General features: G+C 42.4%; 8 protein-coding genes. All 8 read right to left on the bottom strand.

What is annotated here, in order from left to right; genetic code table 11:
* Positions 1-647 precede the first annotated feature (647 nt).
* Positions 648-2708: a SusF/SusE family outer membrane protein gene (locus tag BSCG_RS03870; RefSeq protein ID WP_241762172.1), complete on the bottom strand. Its 2061-nt coding sequence runs from the start codon at positions 2706-2708 to the stop codon at positions 648-650.
* Positions 2709-2765: 57 nt separating this feature from the next.
* Complete coding sequence (locus BSCG_RS03875) at positions 2766-3947, bottom strand: metallophosphoesterase (RefSeq protein WP_004296678.1); 1182 nt, start codon at positions 3945-3947, stop codon at positions 2766-2768.
* Positions 3948-3963: 16 nt separating this feature from the next.
* Entirely contained in the window at positions 3964-7113 is a 3150-nt protein-coding gene (locus BSCG_RS0127975) for a glycoside hydrolase family 3 N-terminal domain-containing protein (protein ID WP_032849773.1), read from the bottom strand.
* A 19-nt stretch (positions 7114-7132) separates the two neighbouring features.
* Positions 7133-9796 (bottom strand): RagB/SusD family nutrient uptake outer membrane protein, encoded by a 2664-nt coding sequence (locus tag BSCG_RS03880; RefSeq protein ID WP_008025349.1) that lies wholly within the window; start codon positions 9794-9796, stop codon positions 7133-7135.
* Positions 9797-9822: 26 nt separating this feature from the next.
* Complete coding sequence (locus BSCG_RS03885; protein WP_008025350.1) at positions 9823-12651, bottom strand: SusC/RagA family TonB-linked outer membrane protein; 2829 nt, start codon at positions 12649-12651, stop codon at positions 9823-9825.
* Positions 12652-12680: 29 nt separating this feature from the next.
* A complete protein-coding gene (locus BSCG_RS03890; RefSeq protein WP_032849776.1) occupies positions 12681-14438 on the bottom strand; it encodes a RagB/SusD family nutrient uptake outer membrane protein in 1758 nt (585 codons plus the stop codon).
* 5 nt (positions 14439-14443) lie between these two features.
* The gene (locus BSCG_RS03895; RefSeq protein WP_032849772.1) at positions 14444-17869 is read right to left on the bottom strand and encodes a TonB-dependent receptor; all 3426 of its coding nucleotides are present in this window, start codon (positions 17867-17869) and stop codon (positions 14444-14446) included.
* Between the two features lie 148 nt (positions 17870-18017).
* A complete protein-coding gene (locus tag BSCG_RS03900; RefSeq protein ID WP_008777199.1) occupies positions 18018-19190 on the bottom strand; it encodes a FecR family protein in 1173 nt (390 codons plus the stop codon).
* Positions 19191-19211: the final 21 nt, after the last annotated feature.

Here is a 19211-nt window from a genome sequence, read left to right as displayed (position 1 = left end):
AAGGCGAAAAAGGAAAAAGCAAGAAGATGCCTGTAAGGGAAAAATCTGTAGTACAAAGACTCACCAACTCAACCCATTTATTTAAACTTAGGTCAATACCTCCTTTTTTCAGATTACAGAGTGCAGAACGGAAATGTTCGAGAATAGTATACATTCTCGCTTAGTGATTAGTAAGGGCTCACCAATGTGAACAAATAAGCTATCAAATGTAGACAAACAAGCTCACTACTGTAAACAAGTCTATCTACTATAGTGAGCCCATAAGAAGCATTAAGAGTTTACAGAAAGATCATTAGGTATTAACCTATAATTGATGAAAGAATATAGAATAAGAGACGGTACTTCAAAAGCAGATACTAATGACACACTTTCGGCATTTATATGATAGAAAAAGGATCAAAATAGTGAGATATGAGATTAGTTGTTTACATCCAAACAGAAGTATATTTCACTATAAATCAATAAATTAAAAGTAAAACTAAAATTAAATAGGGTGAGGGTAACTTTTTACCCTCACCCTACTGCCACACGTTCCCTCACACCTTGCAACCACGATGAATAAAGGGATTGAACGAAGGTGTGAGGGTGTGAGGGTAAAAGTGATATAAAAATATAATCAGCTACAATTTTTCTTGGAGCAGACCGGGCTAAGGAACTACTATCGTTCCTTTCGCTGCCCTGAAATCAAGAGTTATTATAGTGTTGGCAGCCCATACATAATCTTTGTTCGGTTCATCCATGCCCTCTTTACGCAAATAGATTTCAAGAGTCTCCGGATTAACAGCATATTCGCGTTTCCAAGCACCAAATGAAGGATTAAGATTATCAAAAGCAGGAATATAAGGATGTATTCTGAAACGTCCTCCATTAGGTAAAGTAACAGAGAATGTTTTCCCGTCGCTACTTTCCGTAAAAGGCAAGATCTTTTCGTTGTTTCCTCCGGCTGCCGTTCCATACCCATAGATTACAGGCTTTTGGATGGAGATGGTCTTCGAACCTAAATCAACGAAAATGATATAAGTACCACTTTGGGGGATAACCACCAGTCCTTCGTCAGAGATTTCGAAGCCCACATTATTAGTCAGTCCGGTAAACTCTCCATCACCAAATATCTTGGATGTAGAGAAACGAAGTTTAGTTCCGGCATTGAAATAATTAATATGTATCCATCGGTCGGCACTGTTCCAAACCTTATCTAATGAGATAACCCCATCCGAGCCCCAATTCATGTTTCCAAATTCATCGCCAACCATATAAATAGCCTTCGCTGTTGAGGGGACATCACTTGGAGAGGCAAAAGTCACAGCTATTTTACCTCTATCTTGAGAGAAATCAAGTTCTATTGGTATATTAGAAGCAACAGGAACCGGTTCCAGTGCAGCACCTACACCACGATAATAGATTTGTCCATTATAGATGTTGAATTCCATAGTGTTCCAGTCTCTATTGTTATAGTCGGAAGTTGCATACATCTGAAGATTGCCTTGTGTTGTAGTGACAGCAGAGAAATTCTGCCCGGAAAGATCGAACGATACTTCCTGTCCGTCAAAACACTCACCTATTCCATAAACGGCAGGTTTCTCAAAAGCTATAAGATTACGGTTCATATCTACATATACCAAATACAGGCCGCTTGTTTCTACCGTCGCTCTTCCGTTACTGCCTACAACATAATTGACATTTGTACCCAAAGAGGCAAAACTTTCCGCATCAGATTTTTCCGATGCCCATTTAATTCCCTGACCAGCATTGAAATACTTGATAGTCCAGAATGCACCATTGCCAAGCTGTCCCACAGGGGCCATCTCTACCACATTTGTCGAATTCCAATTCCAGTTTCCAAATTCATCTCCAATCATATATAGTTTCTCCGGATACCCCTCCGGTTCGGGTTCTATGATCTCATTGCCCGTCATCTTCGCAAAGAATTTTCCTGTCAAGACTTCATATTGAAGCGTTACTTTATACTCACCTTTGTTTTTAAGATTGAGCTGCACTTGCGACTGGTTGGTTAGTTCGGCATATTCTTCAGTTAAAACATTCATTTTTATACTTCCTCCCGTTCCGGTGTACATAGAAGAGAATGTATATTTCTCCGTATCTGTTTCCTTCACATCAAAAGACGTATTATCGGTATAATTAAACGAAAACTCTGCCGGTAATATCACTTCTAACCCGCCACTGGACACCCAGGTAGCCACATGGTTAATATGGTCGTAAGACGGTTTTTGAAGAAAGAGTTCGTTTTCACCGTCTTCTGTCAGTTCGAATTTACTCGTCAAACGGAAATTGAATGGAACAATATTAACCTGTTTCAATAAAGGATTCACAATTAGCTGATACAATCCATCTTCCATTACTCTGAAACCGCCGGTTCCAGGAGCCAAAGAATAAGTTGACACCTCACTGTTGTCGTTTTGCAAAAGCGCTCCCTGCCCATAATAAACGGGTTGCCCATCCGGTCCGACTAAAGAGATATAAAAATCTCCGCTGGATGTCAGCCATGTGTTCAATGCGACCAAAGTGCCCTCTTTTATCACATTCATTTTACCATTGATTGCCTCTACCGAGAATTGGGACGCACTCCCCGTCAGATAGATACCTTCGGGAACATTGATTTCCCGTTCATAGTGTATCCCGTCGTCGGCACAACGACAGAAAATAAATGGCAACGAAAATACAAATAATAATTTTATTATAGTTTTCATCTTCATGATTACATTAAATTATAAATAACTATACTATTGGAATCTAATGGTATTTGACTAAAATTTCACATCAAACTGATGTTGCTTCTTGTCTTTTCCATTCGCTCCTACCACATCAATCACCATTTTTCCATCTTTTATCTTACAAAGCAGATAGCTGTTATTATCATTGACAAGGATGGGAAAGTTGGCTTTATCGGGTTCTGATTCACGGAAATAATATTTATGAGTGTGTCCGGATAACATCAGATCAATTCCAGCCGTATTTAAAACGGGCAACAAGGTTTGCTGCAAATGATAGTTTCCATGCCAATTGCCTATCGTCGGCGGGATGTGCAGGAATGCGATCCGAAGGGATGATTGCTTAAAATCGTTTTCTTCCACCACACTCCGCAACCATAGGGTTTCTTCTTCTCGATAATTGTCATAGTCGGCAATACCGGCATACTCCAAATCCGAATCCGGCTTATCTTCACCGGAATCAAGAACAAGAAAACAAACCTTACCTATGTTGAAACGATAATAAAAAGTTCCGGTAGACGTAGGAAAATACTTTATCAACGCATCGGAATAAACTCCACGTGTTTCATGGTTTCCCCGATTGAAAACAATAGGCACTTCGGACGCAAACAATTCGACACAAGCATCAATATAATCTTTACATATCTGCTCCTGCCCCTCTACCCATGACGACATATCTCCATTAAGCAAAACGAAATCAAGAGATTTGAAATCTACTTCCCGACACAGAGACTTCATATAGTCACTCCGCCCGTGAATATCATTTAATACCAGAAAGGAAATTTCTTTCTTCCGGTCGTCGAAAGTTCTGAATCTGAAAGGTTCTTGCTTGTATACATTTGAAGCAGCAATCAATCCATAAGTTACCCAGTCACTCGAAGGCCAAGAGACAACTTCTCTCGAAAAAATCCGGTATCTGTATTCCCTGCCGGGTTCCAAATGTTTGATGCGTACACGGTGGATTGTATCATTGGCCCGCTTACGTCCGGACTCCGTATCGTAATATCGCGGACGTTCCTTCCCATAGAAATGATCTTCACCGGCAGGCGCCACTTCCACCCACGAAAGAGCAGGTTTGTTTGTAGTCCATACCACTGTCACGCCGTCGGTACTCATATCACACAGGTAAGGACCGTGTGTGATCTTTATACTGTCACCGTCATGTGCAGAAAGCCGAGCGGCAAAGATGACAAAAAATACAATTATCCAATTTCTCATAGAACGGTTCCTCCTTCTAATTTATTAGTTTGACCGATATGGTTTGTAAATCATTACTGTTGCAGCCGGTCATAATTTCAAATTCACCGGGTTCTACCACATAGTTCATGGCAGCATCATAAAAGCCTAAAGCTAAAGGAGAAATGTCAAACTGAACGGTCTTTGACTCCCCCGCTTTCAGGAATATTTTCTTGAATGCCTTCAACTCCTTTACCGGACGCACAACAGAAGCAACTTTATCATTCACATACAGTTGCACAGTCTCTTCGCCATCTCTGTCTCCGGTATTGGTTACTGTCACCGAAACGGAGATGGTCTCCTGTCGCGTATATTCTTTTTGGGTGCTCTGCGGAACTGAATAACTGAATGTGGTATAACTCAAACCGTAACCAAAAGGATAGAGCGGAGCATTCGGAACATCGATATGCCGGGTGGTTGAGGAATGGGGCATATCTCCCGGACGTCCGGATTTCTTATAGTTATAGTAAACCGGTACTTGTCCCTCTACCCGTGGAAAAGAAATGGTCAATCTTCCGGAAGGATTATAATCACCGAACAGTATATCAGCAATAGCGGTTCCTGCAGAAGTACCTAAAAACCAGGTTTCGAGAATGGCCGATACGTTCTTGTCCACCCATTCGATAGACAGCGGACGCCCATTCATCAATACGACGACAACGGGTTTCCCTGTGGCAACCAGTTCTTTTATCAATTCTTCCTGCACACCCGGCAAATCCAGTTGGGCACGGCTTCTCGATTCGCCACTCATCAAAGCTTTTTCACCGACAACGGCAATCACCATATCACTTTTGGAAGCCAATTTCACTGCTTCTTTGAATCCTGACTTATCTTCTCCGTCAAAATCGCAACCACGGGCATATCCAACTTTCGTTTTGTTACCGCCGATTTTGTTCTTTATGCCCTGCAATACAGTCGTCACATGGCGATCTTCCCCTCTTGCTCTCCACGAGCCCAGCAGTTCGGTCTGATTATCGGCCAGCGGACCTACCACGGCAATGGAACGGACATTTTTTGCCAGCGGTAATGTATGATTGTCATTCTTCAGCAGGACAGCCGATTTATGAGCCATGTCCAGTGCTGCATCCAGAAATTCTTTTTTCATGATTGTCTGCGATTCGTATTCTTCATTACAGAATTTATATGGATCAACAAACAGTCCCAAAGCATATTTGATATGCAGAATCCGACTGACGGAATTGTCGACATCTTCCATACTGATTTTACCGGCTTCTATCAGTTCTTTCATGTATTTATTATAGAGCCCATCTGTCATATCCATGTCGATGCCGGAATTGAAAGCCAGACGGGTAGCGTCTTTATCGTCTTCCGCCACTCCCTGCGCCACCAGCTGCTTCACTGCTTCCCAATCGCTTACCACAAAACCATTGAAATTCCATTGCCCTCTCAATAAGTCTTTGAGCAGGAACGGATGTGCGGACGCAGGAATACCATTTATATCATTGAAAGCACTCATAAAAGTAAGTACTCCCGCATCAATGCAAGCCTTAAAAGGAGGTAGATAAGTATCAAACAAAGTCCGTTCCGACATATCCACCGGAGCATAATCTCTTCCCGCCTGGGGAAGTCCGTAAGCTACCCAATGCTTTGCACATGCCAATACTGAATTATTCTCCCAAAGATTCCACTGAAAACCATTCACTCTTGCTTTGGCTATTTCACTTCCCAGGTAGGTGTCTTCTCCTGCTCCTTCCACTACCCTGCCCCAACGGGCGTCTCTTGCGATGTCGACCATAGGAGCGAACGTCCAATGTAGTCCGGCTGCCGAGGATTCAATCGCAGCAATCTTGGCAGCTCGTTCGATCGCTGCTAAATCCCAACTACACGATTCCGCCAAAGGAGTCGGAAAGATTGTCTTATATCCATGAATCACGTCCATCCCAAAAAGAATCGGTATCTTTATCCGGGAATAACGCATATTCTTTTCCTGCAAATCACGCAATGTCTTTGCACCGGATATATTCAAAACAGAACCTACAAGTCCGCGTGCTATCAATGAATCGCTCAAATATTCTGATTCAGGACCGGTTAGAAGGGTACGGCCTACGTATTGGGATAACTGGCCGATCTTCTCTTCCACAGTCATCCGTGAGAGCAAATCTTTAACAAATGAATCCGCTTCCGGAGTATGAGGTAGTTTACTATTTCCGACGATCCGGGTATGCGGATCGCGAACATAAACTCTTATCCAATCAATATCGAAATCAAATTGCTGCAATTCCTCCGCAGGATAGCCGACATCCAACTTGTCAAATGCTCCTACCTGCCCGGTGATAGCAATATCCCAAACTCTGTCCAGCCGATTCTCTTTACGAGCCTTAGTGATAAAATCAGTATATGCATCCCCCAACTGTGTACGGGTATGTATCTGGTAATTGACTTTATTATCTATCAGAAACGTAATGATGGCATGATTGTTATCAACAGGATCGGGATCTATCTGAACCGCATATACATGGAAATTATCTCCCGGCTTATCGTCTCCGATTTCAGTATATCGTATCTGACCTTTGGGTAGATTGATTCCCAACTTTTGCGTTTCCGAATTGAACAAATGCAAGGTTTGATTCGCTTTGGCCGGATAAGGATTTTCCCCGAAAGCTTTGGTAAAAAACTCCAGTATATCTATTTCGGCTACTCCAGCTCCTTTATAATGCCTCAACCAAAGTGCATTCCAAAGCCCATATAGATATGGGACTTTGGCTTTGATCTCTATGCGGCAGAAAAGAGGATAATATTTCTCCGTATCGGAATCTCTGCTGGACAGCGCTCCCGACCACCATCCGGTCTTGCTCTTCACACTGGGATGAACGGGACTGGGCGCATCTTTACTTTTGAATGAGTGAATTCGACAAATCTTCTCTCCTGTAGGAAGGGTTTCGATAAAGACCTGCTCCGGACGGTATGTCTGAAGCATGGCTTTATTTTCCTGATTATAGGTGGGTCGCCCCACTTTTTGGGAACCATATATTCCCCAATACCGGGAGTCAATCACATCTCCGTTAAACTCGTCTCCATCGTAATAAATCCATCCGGGAGGGGTTTCTGATGAAGGAGGAATAACGGTTTGGGCTTTCACCACCCCGATACAGCAAAATATGATTATTAGAATCTTTATTTTCAACATGATATTTCTTTTTAATGATTTACCAACCCGGATTCTGTTTCCAGTTCTTCAACTGCAGAATCTCACTTTCAGGTATGGGATACCAATACATTTTAGAATCAAACACTCTCTTTTCTACCACAGCACGGGAATAATCAAACTTCTCGACGGGATATTCCGGCTTTTCAGGAATCTCTGGTTCTGTTTCATCCCGGGTAAATACACGTACCCAATCTACATCCATCGAAACGTTTCTCAAATTGGCATTCCTGTCTTCGGGATAGCCGATACCATTTTCATTCTTTCCTCCGATTTGTCCGGTTATCGCAATGTCCCAGGTTCGCTTTTCTCTTCCCTCCGCTATTGCTTTGGTTATAAATGTATTATATCTGTCATCATAGTCAATCGTCTTGAATGTATTGGTTACTTTACCATCCAACAGGTAGCTGATGATAGCATGCTTATCCGGAGAAACCGGGTCCGGATCTACCTGAACGCCATACGTATGGAAGTCTGCTCCCGGATCAAAATCAAGCACTGTATGTCGTCCGTACCCATTCACGTTGATTCCCAGATTGCCTGTTTTATTATCATGCAAATGTAAAGCCTGGCTAAGCCGGCGGGGTGAAGCCGTATTCTCAAATTCCTTGACGAAAAACTCTTCGATGTCAAGTTCCGCAACACTGGCTCCTGCATAATGACGACACCACGGTCCCATCCATATACCATATATATAAGGTATTTTTGCACGAATCTCAATGCGGGAATGCAGAGGGTAATATTTCCCCTGATAACCATATTTGTCGGTATCCCGGCTGGACAAAGCTCCCGACCACCATCCTTCTCTCGTACTGGCAGTGCTTAATGTCGGAGCCGGTGGATTGTCGTCCTTGGTGGCTGTTATCCGGGCAAAGCTCAATCCGCCACTCCCTTTCTCAATCGTAATCTGTTTTTTACGATAAGTCTGGATATTTCCGGTGGGTTGTCCATACTGGGAGTTTCCTACCGGAGTGTCGCTTCCATACTGTCCCCAATATGAGTTGTTTATGACCAAATCATTGAATTCGTCTCCATCGTAATAATGCCATCCTTCCGGAACTTCGTTAGCCGGTATTACGGAATTCCGGGTAACAGCTCTTCGAGCCTGATTCTTACGGGTGATTTCAAGACCTAGCAAATCTCCTCCGAGTGTTTCTTGCGCAATCTTCCACCGTCTTACATCCCACGAACGATGCTCCTCAAATGCCAGTTCGACACGACGTTCACGCCGGATACGCTCACGCATTTCGTCCTGCGTCAATCCGGAAGGCAGATTCGGTTGTCCGGCACGGCTGCGCACTCGATTGACGTATTCTGCTATATCCGCATTTTCGGGATCGTATTCGTTCAAGGCTTCCGCATAATTCAGGTAAATCTCCGCTAAACGAAACAACGGCCAGATATGTCCCTGACTTCCTCCGCCGGTTTGGATATTCACATCTTCATTGAGGTATTTTTTCAGATAGAATCCGGTTTTGGTTGCATTGGTAACGCCCAGACCGTCTTTTCCACCGTCCCAATTCTCTACCGCCGTGCTTTTCCAAACGGAATCATTCAGCAGAATGGTAGCATTCAACCTGTCATCCCGGTAGAATTGCGGACGAACGGCATTTTCCTCATTCTCCCAACTAAAATAGCTGCCATCTTTCATTTCATAAGAGTCTACCAGATTCAACGAAGGATTGATGCCGCCTACCCCACCATAACTGACAGGAAAGTTGTATTTTTCAAAGTCGGAATTGTTTCCATAACGACGCATCAGAATAAACTCGGAATTCTGAAAGTTATTCTTGAATAAAGTGGCATAACTGCCATACAACGAATATATGCCCAGATCAATTACGTCTTTCGCAGCCTGTGCCGCAGCTTTCCATTTCTCCATATCGGAAGGAAGATCGCTTTCCGAAAAATTCTGCCAGTCCAGATACAAGGGACTGGCCGCATACAATAAAACTCTGCTTTTCAAAGCCAATGCGGCTCCCTTCGTTGCACGTCCCAAATCCGAATCGATTCCTCGTCCCGGAGTTAAATCGAGCACTTCGGCTACCTTATCACATTCGCTGGAGATGAATGAGATGCAATCGTCCATAGACGGGCGTGGAGTCTCCGAATAATCCGCATTGACGGATAGTGTAGAAGTAATCACAGGTACAGGTCCGAAACGTTTCACCAGCTCGAAATGGAAAAACGCTCTTAAAAAACGGGCCTCATATTTCCATGTTTTCAAGTCATTCAGACGGTTCTGATATTCATTCTGATTATCCGGATCGAGTCTGTATTTATCCAGATTCACTCTGTCTACATTTTCTATAAATTCATTCGCTATGCGAATTCCTGCGTAATACTTATTCCACAAATCATCCGGATTGGACCTTGAATTCCAGGCTCCGGTGTTGAAGTGCTGGATGTTGCAGGAGGCATTAGCATGTTCGGCATCATCGGTAGCGGCATCCAACATAGCTTCGGAACCGATACGGTTGAAACCATCAGGCAGATACCGATAAGCATTGACTAGAAATTTGCTTGTACGTTCATAGGAAGTAAAGGTCATCTCGTTGTCGATAAACGAATCATACTCTCTGTCCAGATAATCACTGCATCCGGACAATATGCTGATAGCAGCAAGAGCATTCAATATGATAGATAAACCTATTGGGTATTTCATAATTATTATATTTTTGTTCTTACCTATTAAAAATCAATTTTTATTCCCAGGTTGTAGGAACGTGTCAACGGATATGTAATCAAAGAACTGCTTTCCGGGTCGGCCAATCCGTCAAGATGACTCACGGTGAAAAGATTGCTCGCATTAGCATACACATACAATCTGGACAATTTTATCGCTCTTGCTATTGACTGGGGGAAGGTATATCCAATCCGGATATTCTTCATTCTGAAGTAGTTTCCGTTTCTTTTCCAATATGTAGATATCCGGTAATTGTTTTCAAATGTCCGGGTAGACAAACGGGGATAAGAAGCATTGGGATTCTCCGGTGTCCAGCTGTCGAGAGCCAGTTTTGAAGCAGAGCCATTGTCGGTAAAGGAATAAGCCAACGGCCCGCTCAAATAGATGTCTCTATTGGCAACGCCATGAAATAAAGCCTCAACGTCTATCCCTTTCCATTCAAAGCCTATTTTCAAAGCATAATTCCACTCCGGAATATTAGAATATCCCACAGGATAGGAGTCATTGGAATCGACTACTCCATCACCATTTTTATCGATATATTTTATATCACCGGGGTTTACTTCTCCAAACTGCGGTACCGGTAAATGTGACTTCAGACTTCCATTCGAATCGAAATCACTCTCCTGATACAGTCCGTCAGCAACAAGTACAAAAGGAGTATTCACGGAACGTCCTTTACGATATTGATAATCGTAGAGTTTCACTTCTTCCGCCATATCGACAATTTCATTCTTTGCATACCACGCCGATGTTTCAACGTAATAGTTGAAGTTGTTTTTAAGACTGCTTTCGTACCTGATCGTACCCTCGAAACCTTGATTCTTTACTTTACCTACATTCATATAAGGCAATATGTCGCCATAAGAGGCTCCAACAAATCCGGGAATAGTGGAATACGGCTGTGACAGGATATCATATCTTTCTTTATGGAAATAATCGAATTCTACCGACAGCCCTTTCAGTAAAACTGCATCCAATCCAATATTGAATACACGTTCCTTCTCCCAACTAATATCGGGATTGGCAATCATATCTGCCCGAAACCCGCCTGTTGATGACGACCCTGTACCTAAAAAATAGGAGCCGTTACTGCTATAAGTCTGGTCGAACAGATAACGTCCGTTCTCATTCTGATTGTTTCCAACCAGTCCGATAGATGCTCTTAGTTTCAAATATTCAACCCAGTTGATATTTTTCATGAAGTTTTCTTTCGACAGTATCCATCCGGCGGAGAAAGCGGGAAAGAATCCATATCTTTTTCCAGGAGCATAATCATCACAACCTGTATATGAAGCTGCAAATTCTCCTATGTATTTTTGATTATAAGAGTAAGTTACCCGCCCTGCATAATTCAAGTATTTAATGTCATCACGACTTCCATATTTCTGATATAAATCAGACAGGAAAAAGATGCTGGCAGTGAGTTGATGTTGCTTGAAAACGCGATCATAATCCAACTGTGCCTTAAAGTTCAGACGGCTCCAGTCAGTACGGAATCCTTCATCGGATTCCAAAGGAGAATCAGCGCCGTAGGGTGTATATAGCACCTCTCCCCCTGCTCCTTTGGAAAGAGAATAACGGGCATAATTCTGATTCTTTATAGATGAATCCGCCATATAGTTGTTGTAGGCAATACCGGCACTGACACTTAATCCCTTTGTCAGTTTCTCCAGGTCGTATTTAGGCATAAAAATCAGTTGGAAAGTCCGGCTGTTTTCTTTATAAAGCCCTCTGCTGACGATATTACCGACCGGGTTGGTAAAAGCGGCATTTCCTCCATACGATCCGTCGGGGTTGTACACCGGAAATGCATTCGGAGCTGTTCTCCATATCGCTCCCAAAAGTCCGTTGGCAGAACTGCTGCCTCCGGGAATAGAGCGATTACCTACACTCCCGCTAAAATTGAGTCCGGTAGACAGGTGTTTGCTTATCTGGATATTCAAATTAGACCTGAAATTAAAGCTCGCATAATAGGCATTCGAGTTTTCCCGGCGTTTTTTATCGGTGTCTTTGTAGAAACCAATGTTCTGCAAAAGATTCATCATTACATAGTATTGCACCACATCTCCTCCTCCTTTAAAACTTAAATCAGCCATACTCAAAGGAGCTGTATTATTCAAAATGGCCTTTTTCCAGTTTACATTGGGGTAAAAGTAAGGATCGGTGTTGTTCTGATAGGCATTCAATTCCTCTGGAGTGTATAAACGAGGCAATCCGTCATTCACACGCGCCTGATTGTATAAGGTGGCATAATCATACGCATTGATAGGATCGGGAACGCCCAACGGTTGTTGTATTCCCGTTTGTAAACGGATACTGACTTGCGGAGCGGAAACGCATCCTTTCTTGGTTGTCACCAATAAAACACCATTTGCACCACGCATACCATATAAAGCCAGAGCCGAAGCGTCTTTCAATAATGTTACAGACTCGATTTCCGCAGTGGACAGACTTTCAATCGGGGCTTCGAAACCGTCGACATATACCAGCATTTTTTGTCCGCTTGCATAGGAAGTACGTCCCCGGAGGTAGAGATTCGCGATAGAGAAATCATAGCCGGGCTCTCCGCTTTGTTGCAACAATGTTAGTCCGGGAAGCTGTCCTTGCAGACTATTTCCCAAGCTTGCGGAAGTAGTTTTCAGCAAATCTTCCCCACGTATGGAAGAAATGGCACTTGTTCGCCTCCATTCCGGTTGTTGCCCATAGGCGACTTCTACAAGTGCAGAATCGGCTATGTGTTGAGCAAACAAAACGGGAGCATAAAAAGTGAGAATAGTAGTCAAAAGTATAGCATAACGCTTCCCTTTGTATATACTGTTTATTATTGTCATACCTTTTATTTTTAGTTGATTGAACATATTTACCATCCCGGATTCTGAAGCATATACCCTTTATCTATTTCGGTCTGCTTGATAGGATGTAAATAAGAACGGTCACTCCATAATCTGTTTTCAAAGACATAAGGTTTGTAATGTACTTTACCCGGTGCTCCTGTAACAGCGGAGAGCTGCAATCCATACATGGCACCTTTCATAACACCTTCATCATCGGCTATCAGCCAACGTCTTATATCCCAGAAACGATGATCTTCATAAGCCAGTTCCACGGCTCGTTCTCTTCGCAGTTTCTCCCTGAACTGCTTTTTATTCAAAGTGGAAGGAAAGCCCGGCATTCCGGAGCGTTCACGAACTTTCAGGACTGCATCGAATGCTTCTTTCGGGGGAGTTTCATAATATTCATTCAAAGCTTCTGCATAATTCAGATAGAGTTCGGCTACCCGGAAGACAATCCAGTCCATATTAGTGGAGTTGCGCGGAGCCGTTGCTCTTAGTACGCGAGGTACCCATTTGCGAACCAGGTGTTTCGTTTTATCATTGGCTACATTGTGGGCTCCACCGGGCAGAAAATTAAGAATTCCAATCTCTGTATTCCAGTTAGCTCCATGTGCTGCAATGGTTTGCGCAAAACGAGGGTCCAGTTCGTCGTACTTTTCAAGCAGATCATCGCCACCATCCATATTCCATGTTTGTTGGTTCCCGTCTTTTTTCTCATAGAAACGCACGAAATTGAAGGTTGTAAAAAGACCGCCGTCGCTCCAACTACTTCCCGCCCATGCCGGTATATTGCTTGTTATGGGATGACTGCTTGTTGTGAAATTCCGATATTTTTTGTTGGCCAGAATTATTTCTTTGTTATCGGGAGCAGTCCACACATGTTCGTAATTTGTTTCAGGTGTTCCCTCATCGTACAAGTCATAATAGCCAGAAGATTCAACAGCGGTAATGGCTGCCTTGGCTGCTTTAGCAGCTTCATTCCAGCGTTCTTTACTATAGTTTCCATATCCTATCAGGTCATTATTTCCACTTAAAGGAAGGTACGGATCGTCGGTATTGAACAAAGGACTCGCCGCATACAGGAGTACTCTGGATTTGAGGGCTAAGGCAGCTATCCTGTTTGCCCGTCCCACCAATATCGAATTCGTATAATAGTCCGGTAATATGGAGGCAGCCCGGTCACAATCGACAAGAATGGAGTCTACACAATCGGAAAATGTATTACGGGGTAGTTTACCATCTTCCGACGGATTTATTCTACGGTGTATTATAGGCAGTCCACCATATCTATATACTCCTTCCCAGAAGACCAAAGCCCGCATAAAATAGGCTTCGCCTCTGGAACGTGTCTTAAAATCAACGTCTCCCGGATCATCGGGCACTTCGTCAATACGTTCAAGCACGATATTGCATTTTCGTAATGTCTGCCAACGGGTGTTGTGACGGGGGTCTTCATCCCAGTCTATGCTGCTGTTGTTATGATTGTCCACGTTCCACGAGGCATTGCCCTTCCCCCAGTTTGCACCTTGTTCGGCTTCATCACACGCTCCTGCCAGGGTTGAGGTTGCACACAATTTACGGTCGATCCCGCTACTTCCCATCGAGAACCCCAGCGGCATACCTTCTGCATAGATGCCTGTTATGTATTGTTCTGTCAAAGTCCTGTCGGCAAAGACACCGTCTTCATCCAAATCGACAGAGGGCGGAGCTTCCAGATAGTCACTACACGAAAACATCAATACAGACGACAGAAGTATTGCACATATATATGTTATTCTTTTCATGATTATCAAAAATTTATATTAAGACCAATATTATATACTTTCTGCAACGGATATGTATTGATTTCAACATTTCCACTTCTCGAAGGTGCTTCCGGGTCCAGATCTACCACATCTGTCCACGTGAATAAATTGGAACCGTTGAAATATAATCTTACACTATTCAGGTTAAGCCGTTTGACAAAACCTCCGGTAAATGTATATCCTACTTCGAGGTTTTTCAATCGCAAATAACTGGCATCCCGTATCCAAAGAGTAGAAGGACGATAGTTGTGATCGGTTTCTCCGTTGGGATTCAGAGACAAACGGGGAAAGGTGATCTTTTCTCCTGCCTCATACCGTTCCTGTGTCCAACGTTCTTTTATCAGAGATTTCGCACTCTCTTCTCCTTTCGCGAAAGGCCACATCGACCGTCCGAAATATTTAATGGATACATTGTCGGCTCCCTGAAATAAGATGGAGAAATCAAATCCTTTATATTGCGCTCCGAATGAGAAACCGTAAATAATCTCCGGTACGGGGGTGTATCCTATCGGAACCATGTCGTAATCATCAATCACTCCATCCTGGTTGACGTCTACATACTTGACGTCTCCCGGTTGCAACTGATTCCCGCTCCATGAACTTTTAGGACGGTCTAATGCATTGATTTCTTCCCACGAGTTATAGTATCCGTCAAAGATCAGTCCGAAAAACTGATTCTTTCTTCTTCCGGTAGTCATCTGATAATCATATCTCTTCTGCACTTCATCCATGTAGATGATTTCATTCCTCGCAAATGAATAATTGAAGCGTGCCCAATAATGGAAATCTTGTATATGATGTCTAAAATTAAGGTCCATTTCCCAACCGCGATTTTCCATTTCTCCAAAATTATATGCAGGAAGATTAGCACCTATAATCATGGGGGATGTTGATCTGTTGGCTAATATGTTATTCCGTTTTTCTTTGAATATATCAAATGAAGCAGTCAGACAATTATTGAACAGATTAATATCTACACCGACATTCATCTTTTTCGCCTTTTCCCAAGTCAAATCAGGATTACCGATTTTATTTTCAACAATCATCAGTGAAGTATACGGATTGGAAGCCAAACCGAAATTATACTTGTTCACACCCGAATCGCTCGCTGCTCCATAAGAAGACGGCAGATACAAAAATCGATCACCACCTATCTGATCGTTTCCTACCTCTCCGTAGGACCCTCTCACCTTTAGATATTTAACGATATTGTTTTTCGGAAAAAACTTTTCTTCACTGATGACCCAACCTAATGAAACAGCAGGAAAAAATCCGAACCGTTTGCCTTTGGCAAAATTCTCGGTTCCGTTGTATCCCATATTGAATTCTGCCAAATAACGGGAGGCATATTCATAGGTCAATCGTCCTACCAATCCCTGATAAGCATTAGGTACATAATATTGAAGGGAGGGGGAATAATATTTACTCTGATTATACAGAATAAGTGCTGTCGTTTTATGAAGCCCGAAAGTTCTATTATAATCAATTCCAAACTCCATATATACTTTCCGGTTCTTATCCCATCCGGTACTTACAGACCAGATACTCTCTTCTGATTGGGGGATCAGATAAATGTAATCCGGATCTTCCGCATCACGGCGCGCAAGATAATAAGGAAAGGTTTTCGAATATTTCTTACGGCTGTAATAATAGCTATCATACGCGATACTCCCGTGTACGGACAAACCTTTGGTCAGCAAAGATGATAAATCATAATTCAGACGTAATGTTGTATTGATGTTATTTCTATTATCTTTCTGATAACCGTTGCTTAATAAGGTTTGCCAGGGATTGACGCTTCCCAATCCATCCTGTATGCGGACAATTTTATTGTCCACCAATCCCGGAGAGCTCAAGGGATTGGCAAAAGAAATAGCTTGCCAGATTCCACTGTTACCGGAGCCCGGAGTAATCACTCTGCCTATCTGGGCGGCCATTTGAACAGTTGCCGAAAAGTCCCGCGTTATCTGAAAATCGAAATTAGTTCTGAAGTTATAACGGGTGTTACGGGGATTTACATCATGATCCGAATCTATCTTGGTATGTTTATAGATACCGGTCTGATCGAAATAACTTCCCGATATAAAGTATTTCACACGTTCTGTACCACCCGAAAGGTTGATGTTATGTTGAGTGCGGGTAGAAAACTTTCTAAGAAAATCGTCTATCCAGTTAGTGTTCGGATGCAAAATCGGATCAAAGCCATTTCTGTACAATTCAATATCTTTATCCGTGAATTTCGGTTGGTAGGTAGAACCCGAAACCCGGGAGTCATTTTCTAAAGCTTCATTGTATAAAGTTGCATAATCCGCACTATTCAGATAACTGGGGAGCTGGGTAGATTGCTGCAAAGCAAAATTACCCGAATAGCTCAACCGGGGACGCCCTCTTTCCCCTTTACGGGTAGTAATTAATACTACGCCGTTAGCTCCCTTTACTCCATAGATCGCTGTTGCCGAAGCATCTTTAAGTATATTCAATGATTCAACTTCATTCGGATCTATGCCGTCAAAATTAGTTCGTTCGATGCCATCGATCATTATTAAAGGAGCCGTGTTGTCTGTAAATGTACTGACACCTCTGATTAACAGACTGGAAGCGTCTTCACCGGGAGCACCACTTCTTTGAAAAGCAATCAATCCCGGCATTCGTCCTACCAGCATGTTACTAATATTGGATTGTTGTGTCTGTACCAGTTCTTTCCTCGAAATAGAAGCGATAGATGCTGTCACACTTTCTTTCTTCTGCTTTCCGTAGCCGACAACAACGACTTCCTCCAGACTTTGCTCGGCTTCTTCTATTTCAATAGAAAGCACTTTATTGTCTTTTACAGGTACTGTCGTCGTGACATAACCGATATAACTGATTTCCAAAACTGCATTCGGATTTACAGATAAGGCAAAGCGCCCGTTTATATCGGAAATTATGCCGTTAAATGTACCGACTTCCTTGATATTGGCACCGATAATCGGTTCTCCTTTTGTATCGGTAATAGTACCGGTTATTCTCCGAGGCTCCTGTGGCTGTGAAGAAAGATTCTTTTTCACTGCCGTTTTTCTCTTTACAACAATCTGTTTTCCATTTATTTCATATACCAGATTTGTCTTTTCAAACAAGGCTGACAATTTTTCTGTGATTGTCTTCTTCCTGGATAGATCTACACTGACAACTTGATTTAAACTAGGCCGGATATCTTTCGAATAGATGAAAACGTAGCCTGTTTCTTTCTCTATATCTTTAAAATATTCCAGTAGAGTCCCTTTCTTTATATCATAGAGTTCGCTCGTTCCATTTCCATTAGCGAGAGTTACATTCGCTATAAATAGAAAAATAACAAAAAATTTCACAAACAGATATGATTTACAAAGAAAATATGCCCTATTTGCATGATTGTAATAGGAATTTTCCATATTTTTGCGTATCAATTTTTAGGTTTTTCATAAGTAATTGAAAAATTTAAATCTCACGGGTTCGGAAGAGTTGCCTCTCTTCCGAACTTCTTTTTTACAAAGGCTTCATTTCTGTGGTTTATTCATAGGCATTAAATTTTTAGGGTTATTACTCGATTTTTATACTTCCCGCTTCAATTGTACACTGGACATCGTACAGCAACGAGAAGGTTTTCATGACTTGTTCTATATCATCAAATAAGATAAGTTTTCCCATTGTACACTTTTGCGCAACTTCCGGCGTACATGTGATAGATACATTATAGTAGCGACTTAGCCGTTGGATAATATCTTTCATTGTCTCACCCCGGAACTGAAGTACGCCATCTTTCCATGAAATATAATCGTAAGCATTAACTTCGTCGATGCCGGATATCCCATCACTCAACTTAAAACGCTGATTAGGCAAAAGGACAAAATCTTCATTGGAGTTTGCTTTTACATTTACTTTTCCTTCTACCAACACCACGGATTGCAATGCATCATCAGCATAGGCAGACACATTAAACTTTGTTCCCAATACATTAACTGTCAGTTGGGGTGTCTCTACATAAAAAGGCCGGGAAGTATCTTTGGCAACTTCTATATAAATCTCTCCTTCTACTTTTATCCTGCGTTCGCCCGGACCAAAAGAGGAAGGGAAACGTAATTTACTTCCGGAATTAATCCATACTTTCGATCCGTCTGCCAATACAATGGATGAATGGCTACCATAAGGAACTATCAGTGTATTTTGTTTTCCGGGTTGAACCGCTCCCTCTTTGATTATCTCTGTTTCCTTACCATCGGATTGAATAGTAATATTGCTATCATAAGTAATGACGGCATTATTCTCTATCTGAATCGCTTCCGCATCATCTCTTATCAGCATTACTTTCTGATACAGAGTATCTGCTTTCACATTGACAAGCAGATCATCAGCAGTTCCGGACGTCTGAAAAGAATGAATCAACCAGAAAGAAACAATACCTAATATTAGTACACAGGCGGCAGCATAACGGGTAAATAAGATAAAACGATGTCTCTTATCACGACGCTCCATGCTTGTCTCTATACGTGCCCACAATCTTTCTGATTCTTCGGGTAAGCGCTGAACCGGATTCAGCCGGGCAGATAATATGATTTTGCGGGCCTCCTGTAGGGATGCTTGATCTTCGGGATGCTCTTTTTGATAATTAACCCACCATTCTTCCGATTCCTGGGTAGGAACCAGACACCACAATATGAAGTCTTCATTTTGTAGCCATTGTTTTGTCGATTCGGGTATTCGATCTGAATGCATACTCGTTCTTTTTACGGTTTC

Source organism: Bacteroides sp. 2_2_4 (genome assembly GCF_000157055.1).
In the GTDB taxonomy this organism is placed as follows: domain Bacteria; phylum Bacteroidota; class Bacteroidia; order Bacteroidales; family Bacteroidaceae; genus Bacteroides; species Bacteroides ovatus.
Note: the sequence above shows the minus strand (reverse complement) of the source record. Positions and strands in the feature narration are given on the sequence as shown.

Coding starts and splice junctions, on each gene's coding strand:
- BSCG_RS03870 (WP_241762172.1), bottom strand. CDS start 2,708: ATGAAAACTATAATAAAATTATTATTTGTATTTTCGTTGCCATTTATT.
- BSCG_RS03875 (WP_004296678.1), bottom strand. CDS start 3,947: ATGAGAAATTGGATAATTGTATTTTTTGTCATCTTTGCCGCTCGGCTT.
- BSCG_RS0127975 (WP_032849773.1), bottom strand. CDS start 7,113: ATGTTGAAAATAAAGATTCTAATAATCATATTTTGCTGTATCGGGGTG.
- BSCG_RS03880 (WP_008025349.1), bottom strand. CDS start 9,796: ATGAAATACCCAATAGGTTTATCTATCATATTGAATGCTCTTGCTGCT.
- BSCG_RS03885 (WP_008025350.1), bottom strand. CDS start 12,651: ATGACAATAATAAACAGTATATACAAAGGGAAGCGTTATGCTATACTT.
- BSCG_RS03890 (WP_032849776.1), bottom strand. CDS start 14,438: ATGAAAAGAATAACATATATATGTGCAATACTTCTGTCGTCTGTATTG.
- BSCG_RS03895 (WP_032849772.1), bottom strand. CDS start 17,869: ATGGAAAATTCCTATTACAATCATGCAAATAGGGCATATTTTCTTTGT.
- BSCG_RS03900 (WP_008777199.1), bottom strand. CDS start 19,190: ATGCATTCAGATCGAATACCCGAATCGACAAAACAATGGCTACAAAAT.